At 49.4% G+C, this 15,616-nt stretch carries 10 protein-coding genes and 1 tRNA gene; 7 read left to right on the top strand and 4 right to left on the bottom strand.

The window, feature by feature from the left end:
- Positions 1 to 166: 166 nt before the first annotated feature.
- Both HGH92_RS08565 and HGH92_RS08560 read left to right on the top strand, forming a co-directional pair.
- Positions 167 to 1,159 carry a sugar phosphate nucleotidyltransferase gene (locus HGH92_RS08565; RefSeq protein WP_168870313.1) on the top strand — a complete coding sequence of 331 codons (993 nt, stop codon included), beginning with the start codon at positions 167 to 169 and terminating at the stop codon, positions 1,157 to 1,159.
- A gap of 18 nt (positions 1,160 to 1,177) precedes the next feature.
- A complete protein-coding gene (locus HGH92_RS08560) occupies positions 1,178 to 2,122 on the top strand; it encodes an NAD(P)H-dependent flavin oxidoreductase (RefSeq protein WP_168870311.1) in 945 nt (314 codons plus the stop codon).
- Positions 2,123 to 2,205: 83 nt separating this feature from the next.
- Here the strand turns inward: HGH92_RS08560 and HGH92_RS08555 are convergent, their stop codons facing one another.
- From HGH92_RS08555 to HGH92_RS08540, 4 genes are all read right to left on the bottom strand, one after another.
- The gene (locus tag HGH92_RS08555; RefSeq protein WP_168870309.1) at positions 2,206 to 3,516 is read right to left on the bottom strand and encodes an ABC transporter permease; all 1,311 of its coding nucleotides are present in this window, start codon (positions 3,514 to 3,516) and stop codon (positions 2,206 to 2,208) included.
- 18 nt (positions 3,517 to 3,534) lie between these two features.
- Positions 3,535 to 4,479, bottom strand: coding sequence for an ABC transporter ATP-binding protein (locus tag HGH92_RS08550; protein WP_168870308.1), 945 nt, complete (start codon positions 4,477 to 4,479; stop codon positions 3,535 to 3,537).
- A 46-nt stretch (positions 4,480 to 4,525) separates the two neighbouring features.
- Complete coding sequence (locus HGH92_RS08545) at positions 4,526 to 6,097, bottom strand: NAD(P)/FAD-dependent oxidoreductase (protein ID WP_168870306.1); 1,572 nt, start codon at positions 6,095 to 6,097, stop codon at positions 4,526 to 4,528.
- 158 nt (positions 6,098 to 6,255) lie between these two features.
- Entirely contained in the window at positions 6,256 to 6,639 is a 384-nt protein-coding gene (locus HGH92_RS08540) for a DUF3127 domain-containing protein (protein WP_078669114.1), read from the bottom strand.
- Between the two features lie 559 nt (positions 6,640 to 7,198).
- On the opposite strand from HGH92_RS08540, the gene dnaA reads away from it, so the two are divergent.
- The 5 genes from dnaA to HGH92_RS08515 all read left to right on the top strand — a co-directional run bounded on the left by dnaA (position 7,199) and on the right by HGH92_RS08515 (position 15,614).
- Positions 7,199 to 8,632, top strand: a complete 1,434-nt coding sequence (dnaA, locus tag HGH92_RS08535; RefSeq protein ID WP_078669113.1) for a chromosomal replication initiator protein DnaA — start codon at positions 7,199 to 7,201, stop codon at positions 8,630 to 8,632.
- A gap of 324 nt (positions 8,633 to 8,956) precedes the next feature.
- Positions 8,957 to 9,047: transfer RNA gene (locus tag HGH92_RS08530), tRNA-Ser, on the top strand.
- A gap of 115 nt (positions 9,048 to 9,162) precedes the next feature.
- Positions 9,163 to 9,618: a GNAT family N-acetyltransferase gene (locus HGH92_RS08525; protein WP_168871506.1), complete on the top strand. Its 456-nt coding sequence runs from the start codon at positions 9,163 to 9,165 to the stop codon at positions 9,616 to 9,618.
- Positions 9,619 to 9,741: 123 nt separating this feature from the next.
- Entirely contained in the window at positions 9,742 to 12,096 is a 2,355-nt protein-coding gene (locus HGH92_RS08520; protein WP_168870304.1) for a TonB-dependent receptor, read from the top strand.
- A gap of 461 nt (positions 12,097 to 12,557) precedes the next feature.
- Positions 12,558 to 15,614 (top strand): SusC/RagA family TonB-linked outer membrane protein, encoded by a 3,057-nt coding sequence (locus HGH92_RS08515; protein ID WP_168870302.1) that lies wholly within the window; start codon positions 12,558 to 12,560, stop codon positions 15,612 to 15,614.
- Positions 15,615 to 15,616 lie beyond the last annotated feature (2 nt).

Here is a 15,616-nt window from a genome sequence, read left to right as displayed (position 1 = left end):
GAATAACTCCTGATGAAATGCAATTCAGAGATTTAGGGATTTTCATATTGGCGAATTTTGTGTTTTTGATTGTTAAAATTCGCACAGCCATAAAGCCCAAAATCCCTAAATCTTCATAATTTGTCCTATTTTCGCGGCATTCGGAGCTTATCCTAACTACAACTACATGAAGGCAATAATACCTGTGGCAGGAGCTGGTACTAAACTCAGGCCACATACATATACACAACCCAAAGCACTTATTCCATTAGCCGGCAGGACCATATTGAGCATCATCGTGGACCAGCTGGTAGATGCAGGTATCACTGAATTCGTTTTTGTGGTGGGATACCTGGGTGAGAAAATACAGCATTACGTTGAAAAAAAATACCCGCAGCTGACCTGTCACTTTGTGCAGCAAAACAGCCGTGAGGGCACCGGTCACGCTATCCTGCTGACCCGCGAGGTAGTGGCCAATGATGAGGTGCTGATCGTACTGGGAGATACTATCTGCGAATGCGATTTCAAAGAAGTGATTGCTTCTCCGTATTCTGTACTGGGACTGAAAAAAGTGGACGACCCGCGCAATTTCGGCGTGGCTGAACTGGAAGAGGGCGGAAAGATCACCCGCGTAGTGGAAAAACCACAGATCCCTAAATCGAATTTGGCGCTGGTAGGGCTTTATAAAATCAAGGAGAGCGCACAGCTCTATGAATGCCTGCAGGCCAATATCGACAATCATATCAAGTCGCACGACGAGTTTCAGCTGACCGATGCGCTGGAATGCATGATCGAGCATGGCGTACAGTTTAATGCTTTTAAGGTGATCAACTGGTTCGACTGTGGCCGTAAGGACACCCTGCTGGAAACCAATGCCATCCTGTTGAAAAAATACAAAGCCGCTAACAATCCGGTATTGCCGTATGAGAATACTATTATCATACCGCCGGTGAGCATAGGGGAAGGCTGCAACATCAAAAACTCCATCATCGGCCCTAACGTGGCCGTGGGCGATAATACGGTGATCAATTATTCCATCGTAAAAGATTCTATTATCGGTTCATTCAGCAACCTGTATGAGGTGGTGCTGAAATCATCGCTGATAGGCAGCGATGCCAATATCCGCGGCCTTAGCCAGAGCCTTAATATCGGCGACAATACGGAAATCGATCTGGGCTAAAGATATTATATTCGTTACATGAACCGGATTTCAACTTTATTCGGGATACAATACCCGATTGTACAAGCCGGCATGATATGGGCCAGCGGATGGCGTTTAGCCAGTGCAGTGAGTAATGCAGGCGGGCTGGGCCTTATTGGCGCAGGCAGTATGTACCCCGATGTACTGAGGCATCATATCCAACGCTGTAAAGAAGCTACCAACAAACCTTTTGGGGTGAACGTGCCCCTTTTGTACCCGGATATCGAACAATTGATCAACATCATCCTGGAAGAAAAAGTACAGGTGGTGTTTACTTCTGCCGGTAACCCCAAAACCTGGACACCGGTGTTGAAGGCTGCGGGCGTCAAGGTGGTACATGTGGTGTCCAGTTCCGCATTTGCACTGAAAAGTGAAGCTGCCGGCGTAGACGCCGTAGTGGCAGAAGGTTTTGAAGCCGGCGGACATAACGGCCGCGAAGAAACGACTACCATGGTGCTGATACCGGCTGTCTGTGAAAAAGTACAGATACCCGTGATCGCTGCAGGGGGCATCGGTTCCGGAAGAGCCATGGCAGCAGCTTTTGCGCTGGGAGCCTCGGGAGTACAGGTAGGCAGCCGTTTTGTGGCAACCCCGGAAGCATCTTCCCATATTAACTTCAAACAGGCGGTGGTCAACGCCAGGGAAGGCGATACCATGCTTAGTCTGAAGAAACTAACCCCTGTACGCCTGATTAAAAATCATTTTTACGAATCGGTGAAAACTGCGGAAGACAGCGGTGCTGACCCGGACGCACTGAAAATACTGCTGGGCCGCGCCCGCGCTAAAACCGGCATGTTTGAAGGCAACCTGGAAGAAGGAGAACTGGAAATAGGCCAGGTAAGCGCATTGATCCACGATATAAAGCCTGCGGCCGAAGTACTGGAAGATATCTGGAAGGAGTTTCAGACAGTGCGGAAACAATTGGGCGATTTAGCTATTTGATCATTTTGATATTTGATTATTTAAAGAACGCCTGGCGCGCTTCAAATAATCAAATATCAAAATAGCCAAATGCTTAAATGATATTATCCTTTCTTCACCACCCATTTCAGGGCTTCTTTCAGGGTGATTTTTTTACCATACAGCAAAATGCCCGTGCGGTATATCTTTCCGGCCGCCCAGGTATTCACTATAAAACCTCCGATCAGAAAAGCAAAAGACAATGCCAGTTGCCAGTAAGGCACGGTTCCCGGCACGCCATACGGCAAACGGGCCATCATCACCATGGGCGAAGTGAAGGGAATAATGCTGCCCCATACGGCCAGCTGGCTGCCCGGGTCATGTACGGCTTTCATCATGATCATAATACCAATAATGATGGGCACCGTGATGGGAAAAGTCAGCTGTTGCACATCGGAGGCGTCTTCATTGGCCAGGCTGCCGATAGCGGCAAACAGCGAGGAGTAGAACAGATAGCCGCCGAGGAAATAAAATATGAAGCAGGATAACAGCAGTGGCCAGTTGATACTGTCCACCACGTCGGTCACCCGGCGGAAAGCTTCGGCTGCCTCAGCATTGTTGCCCTGCGCCATCATGTTGCTTTGACTGGCAGCCTGGATACTTTCCGGAGAAAGGAACAGCGGTATGATGGTATAGATGACGCTGATCAGTACGCCCCATATCAGAAACTGCAACAGTCCCACTGCCGCAATACCTACGATCTTGCCCATCATCAGCTGGAATGGTTTTACACTGGAGATCATCACTTCGGCGATGCGGCTTACTTTCTCTTCCATGACGCCGCGCATGACGGAAGTGCCGAACAGCAGCAGTACGATATAGATGGTAAAGCCACAGGCATAGCCTACGCCGTAGGCCACCCATGAGTTGCCTTTCTTTTCATCGTCGCCGCTTTTGAAGTCGACGGAGATATTGGAACGGAGCGCGTCCAGCTTGGATTTGTCGATGCCTTCCTGCTCCATGCGTTTCCTTTCGATCACGTTGTTGATATCACCGTTGATCGCTGATTCCAGGGAGATGCCTACCTGGCCTTTACTGTAGTATTCCAGTCCGACCGGGCGGTTAATATCAATATCCGGTATATAAAGGACACCGGAGTAGTCTTCTGCCTCGTAGTGGCGTTTGAGACTATCGAGATTGGCGTCTGGCAGGTATTTGAAGTAGACGCCTCTTTTATCCGGCAGCTGGTTGTTGAAGATGCCGCTTTTATCGATGACCGCAATGCGTTTGCTCTCGTTGCCGCTGACAGCCATGAGGATGGGGATAATGATCATGGCGGCAAAGGCTACCGGCACCAGCAGGGTTACTACCAGGAAGGAGCGTTTGCGGACGCGGGTGAGGAATTCTCTCTTAATGATAAGCCATATTTTGTTCATAGTCGATGTGCTGGGTGATCAGGCAGGTTGCTGCGCAGCTGTGATGACAGGCGCTTGTTCCGTTTGCTGGACCTGGGTGATGAATACTTCGTTGATGGAGGGCAATATTTCCTCGAAATAGGTAACGGGTATGTTCTGACGGATGAAGTGCAGCAGGATGTCATTGGTAGAGCTGTCTTCATTCATCTTTACCGTGACGGTATTTTCGTGTATGCTGACGATGGTGAAGTGATAGGTGGCCATCATTGCTGCGTTGGGCACTACGCCAAGACCTATACGGAAGAGTCCCTGTTTGAAGTCCTGTTTGATTTGTTTTACGCTGCCATCGAGTATTTTATGGCCTTTGTTGACCAGCATGATGTGGTCGCATATTTCTTCCACCTGTTCCATGCGGTGGGTGGAGAAGATGATGGTGGTGCCTTGCTGCGCCAGGTCAAAGATCTCCTGCTTGATCAGGTTGGAGTTGATGGGATCGAGGCCGGAGAAGGGCTCATCGAGGATGAGCAGTTTAGGGTCATGCATGATGGTGGAGATGAACTGCACCTTTTGTTGCATGCCTTTACTGAGTTCGTCCACGCGTTTGTTCCACCAGGAGTTGATATCGAATTTGTCGAACCATTTTTTGATTTTGGCGGTAGCTTCTTTTTCGCTGAGGCCTTTGAGGCGTGCGAGGTACAGGGTTTGTTCGCCGACCTTCATTTTTTTGTATAGCCCTCTTTCTTCAGGCATGTAGCCGATCAGCGGGGTATCGCGTTGTGGATCGAAGGGTTTGCCGTTGAGCAGGATGGAGCCTTCATCGGGGTAGAATATGCCGGTGATCATGCGTAGCAGGGTGGTTTTCCCGGCCCCGTTGGGGCCGAGCAGACCGAATATGCTGCCTTGCCGGATGTTAAAGCTGATATCATCTACAGCTTTGTGCGTGGCATAGTGCTTCTTCAGGTTTTTGACTTCGAGTAGATTCATGATGAAAATTTAGCAATTATTCGTGAATAATGTGCTATGCCTTTCATTATGATAATCCGTGGAGGCGGGCAGCAATCATGGCGGCCACGCGTTCCCCGTCCATAGCGGCGGATACGATACCGCCGGCATAACCGGCGCCTTCCCCGCAGGGGTATAAGCCTGCCAGTTGCGGATGTTCCAGTGTATCGTTGTCGCGGGGTATCCTTACGGGAGAGGATGTACGGGATTCTGTGGCCACGAGGATGGCATTATCTGTATAGTATCCTTTTATTTTGCGGCCGAATGCTTTAAAGGCGCCGGCGAGGCGTTGGTGTACCGCTGCCGGCAGGACAGTGCGCAGGTCGGTGCTGTTGACGCCGGGGAGGTAAGAGCATTCGGGCAGCGTGGAAGACACTTTGCCTTTCACGAAGTCGGTCATCCGCTGCGCCGGTGCCACGAAGAGGCCGCCGCCGGCAATGAAGGCCTGGCGTTCCACTGCCTGTTGATAATACATGGCTGCGAGCGGGCCATGGTGGGCAAATGGCGCGAAGTCGGATTCATCTACGGTAACGACCATACCGGAATTGGCGTATGGGTTGTTGCGTTTGGAGGGCGACCAGCCGTTGACCACCAGTTCACCGGGATCTGTGGCTGCCGGGGCGATGATACCGCCGGGGCACATGCAGAAGGAGAATACGCCGCGTCCTTCCACTTGTTCCACGAGGCTGTAGCTGGCGGGTGGCAGGTATTCGCCGCGCAGGTCGCAATGGTACTGGGCGCTGTCGATCAGCTCCTGCGGGTGTTCCACGCGGACGCCGAGGGCAAAGGGTTTGGCTTCCAGCAGTATGTTTTGCCGGTGGAGCATGACGAAGATATCGCGGGCGGAGTGGCCGGTGGCGAGGATCACGTGGCGCGCGCTGAAAGTGTGTCCTGCTGCGGTTTCCACGCCGGTAACAGCGCCGTTGTGTATCTGGAGGCTGCTGACTTTCTGTTCAAAGTGTACTTCCCCGCCGGCGGCGATGATCTGTTCGCGCATGGCCGTAATGATATGCGGCAGTTTATTGGTACCGATATGCGGGTGTGCGTCGATCATGATTTTTTCTTCCGCTCCGAAGTGTACGAATATGTTAAGGATGCGGTTGATATCGCCTCTTTTGTTGGAGCGGGTGTACAGTTTGCCGTCGGAGTAGGTACCGGCGCCGCCTTCCCCGAAGCAGTAGTTGGAGTCGGGATTGACGATGCCTGTTTTATTAAGGGCTGCGAGGTCGCGGCGGCGTGCGCGCACATCTTTGCCTCTTTCGAGGATGATGGGTTTGATACCGTCTTCAATGAGGCGCAGTGCGGCGAAGAGGCCGGCAGGGCCTGCGCCGGCAATGATAGCGGCCGGTGCGTTGGTAGGCAGTGGTTTGTAGACAGGATGTGCATGTACCCTTTCATGAAAGGGTTCATTGACAAATACGAGCAGGGTGAGGATGAAATACACCTGTTGCCTGGAACGTGCGTCGATAGAGCGTTTGAGCAGGTGGTAACCGGTGATGGCAGCAGGTTTTACGCCGAGGGTGGCTGCTGCCTGTGTAGTAATGCGGGAAGGGTGGGCTGCGTCTGCGGGCGTCAGCTTCAGGGAGATTTGTTGTTGCATAAACGTAGTTAGGGAGTTATCCTAAAAAGAGTTATGAATTATAAATTTTGAGCTTTGACTTTATAACGAAGAGCTTAACGGATAATGTGTTTTGAAGCATTATACGTTAAGCTCTTCGCAATAAATTTGTCTCGTCATTCCACATGACCGGGTGGTCATTAAAACGGCAGATCGTCGCCACCATCGCCGGCAGCAGGCATCTGCGGAGTGTTGTAGTTAGGCATGGGGTCTGCGCCGGGAGCAGGAGCTGCCATTACAGATTCCATACGCCATGCGTCCAGGTTGGTGATGTAGTTGACCTTGCCGTCTTTTTCCCATCTGGTGCCTTTGATATTGAAATAAACTTTAACGTTTTCACCTTCATTGAACCGGTCAACAATACCTGTACGGTCCTGTACGGACTGGAATTTGATATAGTTGTTAATCACACGGCCGTTGATATCATCGGATTTCTCAATAACGAACTCTCTTGTTTTAAAAGTTTCGCTGCGTTGTACCGTGTTGTACTTCACAATCAGCTTTCCGGTAATTTCAAAACTCATAGAAAAATTTTTTAAATTCAGAAGCATCAAAGATACGGTATTCAGCTAAGTGCGTGCAAATATTTTTTATTAAAACCGGGCGCGCGGATATCTAATAAATTTATCTGGTAATAACTAATTGGAAACACATTTTTTTAAATGGAGATACTAACATAGTTTTGCACCCTCGCAGAAAAAATTGTGAATATCTCATCCTTTTCCTGCGGTCGTTTTTTTTGCCATGAGGAGGTGCGATATTATTTTATCAGTTATATATCCATATTTATGATAAAAAGGACAATGAGAAAGACAAAGATGCTGCTAATCAACGGAGTTTATAGTACTGAAATCCGTGTAACGTTAGTGCTGTAAAGCGCTGACAGCAGGGCGTGACGCAGTATCAACACACTGTTGTCCGGGGAATATAAACAAGGGTAGATAAATTTTTTTTTTCAACATTTTCTACAGATATTCGTCGTCCTGTCTGAAAATTTTTCAACATCCTGCGTTGGGAGATTTCTAAAAATTCGAGAACTAAGCAGCATCCTTAATTAAGAAACAACTAATTTATTTTATCTCAATGAATAAAACTTGCGAACAAGTTTGGGAAAGGTGTCTTAATATAATTAGGGATATTGTGGAATGGCAGCCGTTTAAAACCTGGTTTGAACCTATTAAGCCCATTAAACTTGAAAACAATGTTTTAACCATCCAGGTCCCCAGCCAATTCTTTTATGAATACCTTGAAGAGCATTATGTGGGATTGTTAGGGAAAACTATAAAAAGAGAATTAGGTAAAGAAGCCCGGTTGGAATACCGCATTGTAGTGGAAAACGGTACACCACACCAACATCCCAGAACGGTGAACATGCCTACGCAGTTCACAAAACCCCAGAAAGATAATGAGGTAGACTTTCCGTTAACCATACATAACCCGGTAAAGAACCCATTCGTTATCCCGGGGATTAAACGGGTACAGATCGATTCTCAGCTCAATCCAAACTATACGTTTGACGCGTATATAGAGGGGGATTGTAACCGTGTGGCGCGCCGGGCAGGAAAAACGGTCGCGGAAAAACCAGGCGGCACCTCTTTCAACCCACTGGTGATCTATGGTGGCGTTGGACTGGGAAAGACACACCTCGCACAGGCTGTGGGCAATGAAGTGAAGCGTATTCATCCGAATAAGGCCGTGCTGTATGTGAGTGCCGAGAAATTCATCAACCAGTTTATTGATCACTCAAAAAATAATATCATCAACGACTTCATTCACTTCTATCAATTGATAGACGTACTGATCGTAGATGACATCCAGTTCTTTGCCCGTGCGGAAAAAACACAGGACGCGTTCTTCGCGATCTTTAACCATCTGCATCAATCAGGCAAACAACTGATCCTTACGTCGGATAAGGCCCCCAAAGACCTTGATGGCGTACAGGAACGCCTGCTGAGCCGCTTCCGCTGGGGCCTCAGCGCGGATATCCAGATACCTGACTTTGAAACCAGAATGGAAATTCTGGAACTCAAAATGAAAAACGACGGACTGGAAATGCCAAAGGAAGTGGTGAAGTATGTTGCCTATAACATACAAACCAACGTACGTGAACTGGAAGGTGCGCTCATCTCCCTGCTGGCCCAGTCTTCCCTGAACCGCAAAGAGATCGACCTCGAACTGGCTAAACGTGTACTGAAGTCTTTCGTTAAAACTTCTTCCAAAGAAATTACCATCGAAAGCATCCAGAAAATGGTCTGCGAATATTTCGATGTGCCCTACGATAAACTGCTGCAGAAAACACGCAAACGCGAAATCGTACAGGCGCGACAGATAACCATGTACCTGGCTAAGTCATTTACAAAAAATTCACTGAAAACCATCGGCGAACATTTCGGTGGCAGAGACCATACTACAGTGATCCACAGCTGTCAAACCGTTAAAGACCTGATGGACACCGACAATAATTTCCGCGACAGCGTAATCGAACTACAGCAAAAAGTACAGCTGGCCGCTATGTAATGGCCATCCCCTAACCTATTTGAATAATGCCGCTCCATACCGGAGCGGCATTATTGTTTATGACATATTTGTTTAAAATAACATGTGTTTTTACGATTTTGTGCAACTTAATTGCCGTTATTGACACGACAGCTGTTGTAATGAATGTAAAAAAGACGCGGCGATATTTTTAAGGTAATACGCTGTAATGATTTACTGTAAAGGTTTCTGCCGGTTGTTGCCACGCTCGTTTTCACTGCTTCAAAGAAAATTTCTGAAAAAAATTAAATTGCTTTTGGAGAATATAAAACTTTTCCTATTTTTGCAACCCCTTCACAGAGGAACGGTGAGGTGCCTGAGTGGCCGAAAGGAACGGTTTGCTAAACCGTCGTACGGGCTTAAACCTGTACCGAGGGTTCGAATCCCTCCCTCACCGCAGAGAAAAGTCTTCAAATATTATTTGAAGACTTTTTTATTTTAAACAGATTTCGGAGCGCTATTGACGCTCCGCTGAATATAAAGCAGCGATAGCAGTTTAATGAAAACTTGCAATTACTATCAGAGAAGCCTCCATCGCCGATGCCAAACAACTGAGCGACCTCATTACCGAAAATGCAAATGCCCTGTTAAAACCCCACTACAGCCCCGAACAGTGGGAAATATTCATTAGATACTATTCCGAACAGACCATGATTGAAAAGATAAATCAACAAGTCATGTTCTGTGCGGAAGCAAATGGCCACATTGTTGGCACTATCGCACTGGACAACGATTTGGTGGTCGGCTTTTATACACGGCTCCAACAGGTGGACCAGGGAATAGGAAAACAACTGATGTCGCACCTGGAAAATTACGCACGTGCCCACGGAATAAAAGCGTTACAGTTAGCTGCATCTCCCGCCGGATTGGCATTCTACCATAAAAACGGCTGGCAGAAGGTAAAGGACTTCACTGTTTACCACTACGGCGTAGGCTTTGAAGAGACATTAATGATAAAGACACTTTAGCCGTCGCCGGAAGAAAGCTTTGCACCTCTTCAAATTCCTGAATGCGCAAATACAGCCCGTTATTATTCCTGAATTCGTAAACCATTCCGTCTGCCTGCATTTACCTTTGCAAAAATTTTTTGCATGAGCATTATGTTGAAGCGGATGATATGGGGAATATGGCTCCTGCTGCCTTTGTGGGTGGCAGCCCAGCATGAAACCACAGGGAGCCTCACTGGTAAAATTACATCGCTGGACCATCAGCCGCTGGAGCTGGTATCGGTGTCATTGCCGGTGTTGCAGAAAGGCACACTGACCAACAACGCAGGAGAATACCAGATCACCGGCATCACTCCCGGAACGTACACACTGCGCATACAAATGCTGGGCGCCACAGAAAAAGACTTTACGGTGGTCATCACCGCAGGACAACCAACAGTAGTGGATTATCAGCTTAGTAAAGAAAATATACAGGCCTTGCAGGAAGTGAGAGTAGTGGGCAACGTGAATAAGTTCTCTCATAAAGAGAGCATCTATATCAGTCGCCTGCCCCTGAAAAACCTGGAAAACCCGCAGGTGTACAACATTGTGCCGAAAGCGCTGATAGAAGAACAGATGGCGCTTGACCTTGGCAGTATCTCCCGTAATGTGCCCGGAGCAGGCATCCCGATGCTGGCCAACCAGGGCCGTGTCACTTTCCGCTCCCGCGGTTTTGAAACAGAACCGAATGCCAGAAACGGAGTTGCCGGTGCGGCTTTTTCTACTATCGACCCGGCCAACCTGGAAAGGGTGGAAGCCATCAAAGGGCCGTCTGCCACCCTGTTTGGTACCAACGTGTCCAGCAGTTACGGTGGTTTATACAACCGTGTTACCAAAAAACCATATAACGGTTTTGGTGGTGAAGTGGCTTACTATGGCGGCAACTGGAACTTTAACCGGTTGACCGTAGACGTGAACACACCCGTGAATACAGATAAAACAATGTTGTTCCGTTTGAACGGGGCCACTACATTTGAACAGAGTTTTCAGGACATGGGCTTTACCCGCAGCCTGAGCCTGGCCCCCAGCTTCTCGTATCAGATCACGGATAAACTGTCTTTGTTGCTCGATGTGGAGTTCGGACAGGCTAAAGGTACTTCGGTAGTGCGTTTCAACCCTTATACCGGTAGCAACAAAACACAGTCCGTCGCTGATATGGGTTTTCCCTATAACCGTATGTTCCTGGGTAATGATATCGCGTATCAAACGCAGATGATGAACATTTTTGCACAGTTGAACTATAAAATATCCTCCAACTGGACATCACAAACAATTCTTTCCCGTGCCCGCTCTTCTATCGACGGATACATCACCGCGTTGAACGGCCGCTCTGATTCTACCCTGCGCGCGCAGGTAATGGTGGGCTACACCGCTTTTATTGCAACAGATATCCAGCAGAACTTCATCGGGGATTTTAAACTGGGTGCTTTCCGTAACCGCCTGGTAGTAGGACTCGACTATTACAACAACTCCAATTCATTTGACCGTGTGTCCGTTAACGGACCTACGGTGAACTTTATCAATCCGGGGAACAGCTATAAGATCACCCGTGCAGATATTGACGCGCTGGTGCCTAACGGTACGCCGCGCCGGGAAAACAATGGTGATAACACCTACGCCGTCTACGCTTCCAACGTGATCAACTTTACGGACCGCCTGATGGCCATGCTGAGCCTGCGGCTGGACCGCTACGAGAACCAGGGCGTATATAACATCACTACCGGCGTGACCAACGGTGCTTATGGCCAGACATCGCTGTCTCCCAAATTGGGCCTCGTATACCAGGTAGTGAAAGACAGGGTGTCCCTGTTTGGTAACTATATGAATGGTTTCCTCAACAAAAGCGGTTCAGACGCGCAAGGCAATTCTTTTAAACCGGAACAGGGCAACCAGCTGGAATACGGCGTGAAGGCGGATGTGCTGGACCACAAGCTGGTAGGTACTGTCAGTTACTATGATATCCGCGTTAAAAACGTGTTGCGTACAGATCCCAATGATGTGAACTACTCCATCCAGGACGGTACCCAGCAAAGTAAAGGCGTGGAGGTGGAATTCACTGCTGCACCGGTCACAGGGTTGAACATCGTGGCTGGATATGCTTATAACGACAGTAAATATACGAAAGCGGACAAGTCGGTGGAAGGACTGCGCCCTGCGTTGTCCGGACCGGATAAAATGCTGAATTTCTGGGCCAGTTACCGTTTCCCGAAAGGCACGCTGAAAGGCCTCGGTATTGGCTTCGGCGGTAATGCCGGTAGTGCTTCGTTCCAAACCAATACCCGGACCGCCAGGGTGATCATCCCGTCCTATACCATCCTGAATGCAGCCTTGTTTTATGACTACGGCAAAATTCGTGTAGGCGCCAAGGTGGATAACCTGACCAGTGAAAAGGCCTGGTCGGTGCGGTTAACGCCGCAGAACCCCGCCCGCTTCACGGGTAGCGTCAGCCTTAAATTCTGATATTCATATAAAAGAGCCGGTTTCAAACCGGCTCTTTTTGTTTAGGGTAAACAATCTCCGACAGGATAAAAAAATCTTGCAACGAATAGTCTACAAATATTGTGTACTAATAAAAATAGTATTACTTTTACGCCGTTGTCATATCAGCGCACACTGTAAAACCAATCTATATACAGCAGGACCGGCCTTGTGTAGTTTTTAGCACCACCCGATAAAACTACCGGCAGCAGTGTTGCAGGGCGACTTATTCTTCAATACTAAACTTTAAGTAGATGTCAACCACTGACTACTTTAACCGTACATGCGGAGCGCGGTGCTGTTTCGTATGCTGTTGTAGACGGTAACAGCTTTCCGGCGCTTTCCCTTTTGTCATTTCTCTGAGAAGCCCGTTTTCTCCGGGCAGGCCTTGTTATGTCCTGTCGCCAGCAATATTGGCGGCGGGTGGTCTAAACTTTTAAAACATGCAAAGAATGTTACGAAAAAACATATTGGCATGGATAGGGCTATCCATGCTTTATTTGCTGCCACTGCTGGTGGTGGCGCAGGTGCCCACCACGCCGCTGATTAATTCGCATCTGACGGGGCGCGTGGTAGATGCCCGTACCCATGAGCCTTTACCCGGAGCAGTAGTGAATATCAAAGGCACTACCCACGGTGTTTCCACGGATGCGGAAGGACGTTTTGTATTCGTTACCGGACAGAAATTCCCCTATACGCTGATCATCAGTTACATCGGTTACCGTAAAATAGAAGTGACGGCTACCGGCGGCCATATCGAGATTCCGCTGGAAGCAATACAAAGCCAGTTGAACGATGTGGTGGTAGTAGGTTATGGCACACAGAAAAAAAGCGACCTTACCGGCGCTATTGCTTCTGTTTCCGGTCCGCTGCTGAAGCAGCCTGTCAGTTCCTTTGACCAGGCGTTAAAAGGCGCGATTCCCGGCGTACAGGTAACGCAAACATCCGGGCAGCCCGGCGGCGGCGTCAGCATCCGCATCCGCGGCGGCAGCTCTATACAGGGCGGCAATGAACCGCTGTATGTCATTGATGGTTTTCCCATCTATAACAGTACTGCCAGTCCCGGCATCCTCACGGGCGCGCCTGTCAACCAACTGGCCAGCATCAACCCCGCAGACATAGAAAGCATCGATATCCTGAAAGATGCCTCCGCCACGGCCATCTATGGCTCCCGTGGCGCCAACGGCGTAGTGATCGTCACTACGCGCAAAGGCAAAGCGGAAAGGAATACATTGAACTACGAAGGTTCCTATGGCGTACAATCACTTCGAAAGAAAATAGACCTGCTGGACGCCCGCAACTTCGCCATCCTGCGTAATGAAGCGCTGTATGACGCTAACCCGTCGAAAGGACCTAACCAGTACCTGTCGGCGGACCAGGTCAGCCAGCTGGGAAAAGGCACCGACTGGCAGGATGCGGTGTTCCGTACAGCACCGGTACAGAACCACCAGCTGTCTATCAGCGGTGGCAACGCCAAAACCCGTTACCTGCTCTCGGGCAACTACTTCGATCAACAGGGGATTATCAAACACACGGACTTTACCCGGCTGGGTATCCGGGCCAACGTAGACGCGCAGCCGTTAGACAGGCTGAAAGTCAGCGCCAGCCTATCTGTTAACAAGTCAGATGCTAACGTGGCGCCTTCGGGTTTTGTTACCTCGCTGTTGTTGATGCCGCCTACGGCAACTATCTATGAACCCAATGGCAGCTATACCCTGCGTAATCCTTTTGAGAATATTTTCGCCAACCCGGTAGCTACGATCAATGAACAGATCAACAAGTCCACCACCAACCGTTTGCTGGGGACCGCTTTTGCCGAATACAACATTATCGACGGCCTGAATGTAAAAGTGCTGCTGGGAGCCGATGTGAACAATACCACCGAAAAGAATTATATCCCGTCTACCATATACGAAGGACTGTTAACCAAAGGCAGCGCTGCCCGTGGCACCTACAACGCCTACTCCTGGCTGAATGAAAATACGGTAACGTATACACGTAATATTTCCAAACATACTTTTGATGTGCTGGCGGGTTTTACGCAACAGGAATTCAAAAGCGACATTCTAAGGGCCGGCGCACAGAATTTTGTCACAGACGACCTGACCTACAACAGTTTGCAGAGCGGCGCCACACTGGTGCGCCCTTTTGCTGACGCCACCGCCTGGGTGCTGCATTCTTACCTGGCACGTGTTAATTACAATTACAACAGCCGCTATTACTTTACTGCCAGCATCCGGGCTGATGGCTCGTCCCGTTTCGGGAAGGGCAATAAGTGGGGCTATTTCCCTTCTGCCGCCGCTTCATGGCGTATCAGCAATGAGCCGTTTTTTAAAGAGGCATCGCGTGTAGTGAACGACCTGAAACTACGCGCCAGCTTCGGCACTACCGGTAACCTCGAAATCGGCGAGTACCAGTCGCTTGCCACTTTATACAGCCTGAACTATCTCTTCGGGAAAAATATGGCCACTGGTTTTGCTCCCTCCCGTCTGGCCAATGACCACCTGGGATGGGAGAAAACATACCAGTACAATGCCGGTCTGGATGCAGCTTTCCTCAACAGCCGCTTGTTGTTTACCGTAGATGCCTACTATAAGAAGACGACCAATCTGCTGTTGAACGTGGAAATCCCCTGGACCTCCGGACAAACTTCTTCCCTACAGAACTTCGGATCAGTGCTGAATAAAGGCATAGAGCTGAGCCTTAGCAGCCGGAACTTTACCGGTGCCTTCACCTGGAACACCGATTTTAATATTTCCTTTAACCGCAACGAGGTGCTGAAAATCGGTAATGGCGCCCGGTCCTATATCAGCGGGAACTACATCATCCAGGTGGGGCAACCGCTGGGCAGCTTCTATGGCACCGTTACAGATGGTATCCTGCAAACCGGTGAAGAAGCAACCAAAGGCAAATATACCGGCAATGCCGTACCCAAAGCAGGCGACCGGCTGTATAAAGACATCAATGGCGATGGTGTGTTTACTACCGCCAACGATCGTACGATTATTGGTAACGCGCAACCTGATTTTATACTCGGCCTGGGCAATAGCTTCTCCTGGAAAGGGTTTTCACTGTCCGTGTTCCTGCAGGGCTCTTATGGAAATAAAATCCTGAACTCCAACCAGCAGTCACTGGAACTGTTTAACGGCCAGCAGAACGCTGCCGCATCCGCCCTGGACCGTTGGACACCGGCACATCCCAGTCAAACGACGCCCCGTGCCAAGCTGGACCCTGCGCCGGTTTTCTCTGACCGGTTCATTGAAAACGGCTCCTTCCTGCGTGTGAAAAACGTGTCGCTGGGGTACTCGCTGCCGAAGTCCGTTATCGGGAAAGTATCAGCCATTAACGTGTTTGTGTCTGCGCAAAACCTGCTCACCTGGACCTCCTACACCGGCTTCGACCCGGAAGTCACCTCCGGCAATAATATCTCCCCGGGAACAGACCTGGGTATCTATCCGGTATCGCGGACAGTCAGTGCAGGCGTACGCGTTACCCTGTAGTC

This window comes from Chitinophaga varians, assembly GCF_012641275.1.
Lineage (GTDB): Bacteria > Bacteroidota > Bacteroidia > Chitinophagales > Chitinophagaceae > Chitinophaga > Chitinophaga varians_A.
This window is presented reverse-complemented; position numbering and strand designations above follow the sequence as displayed.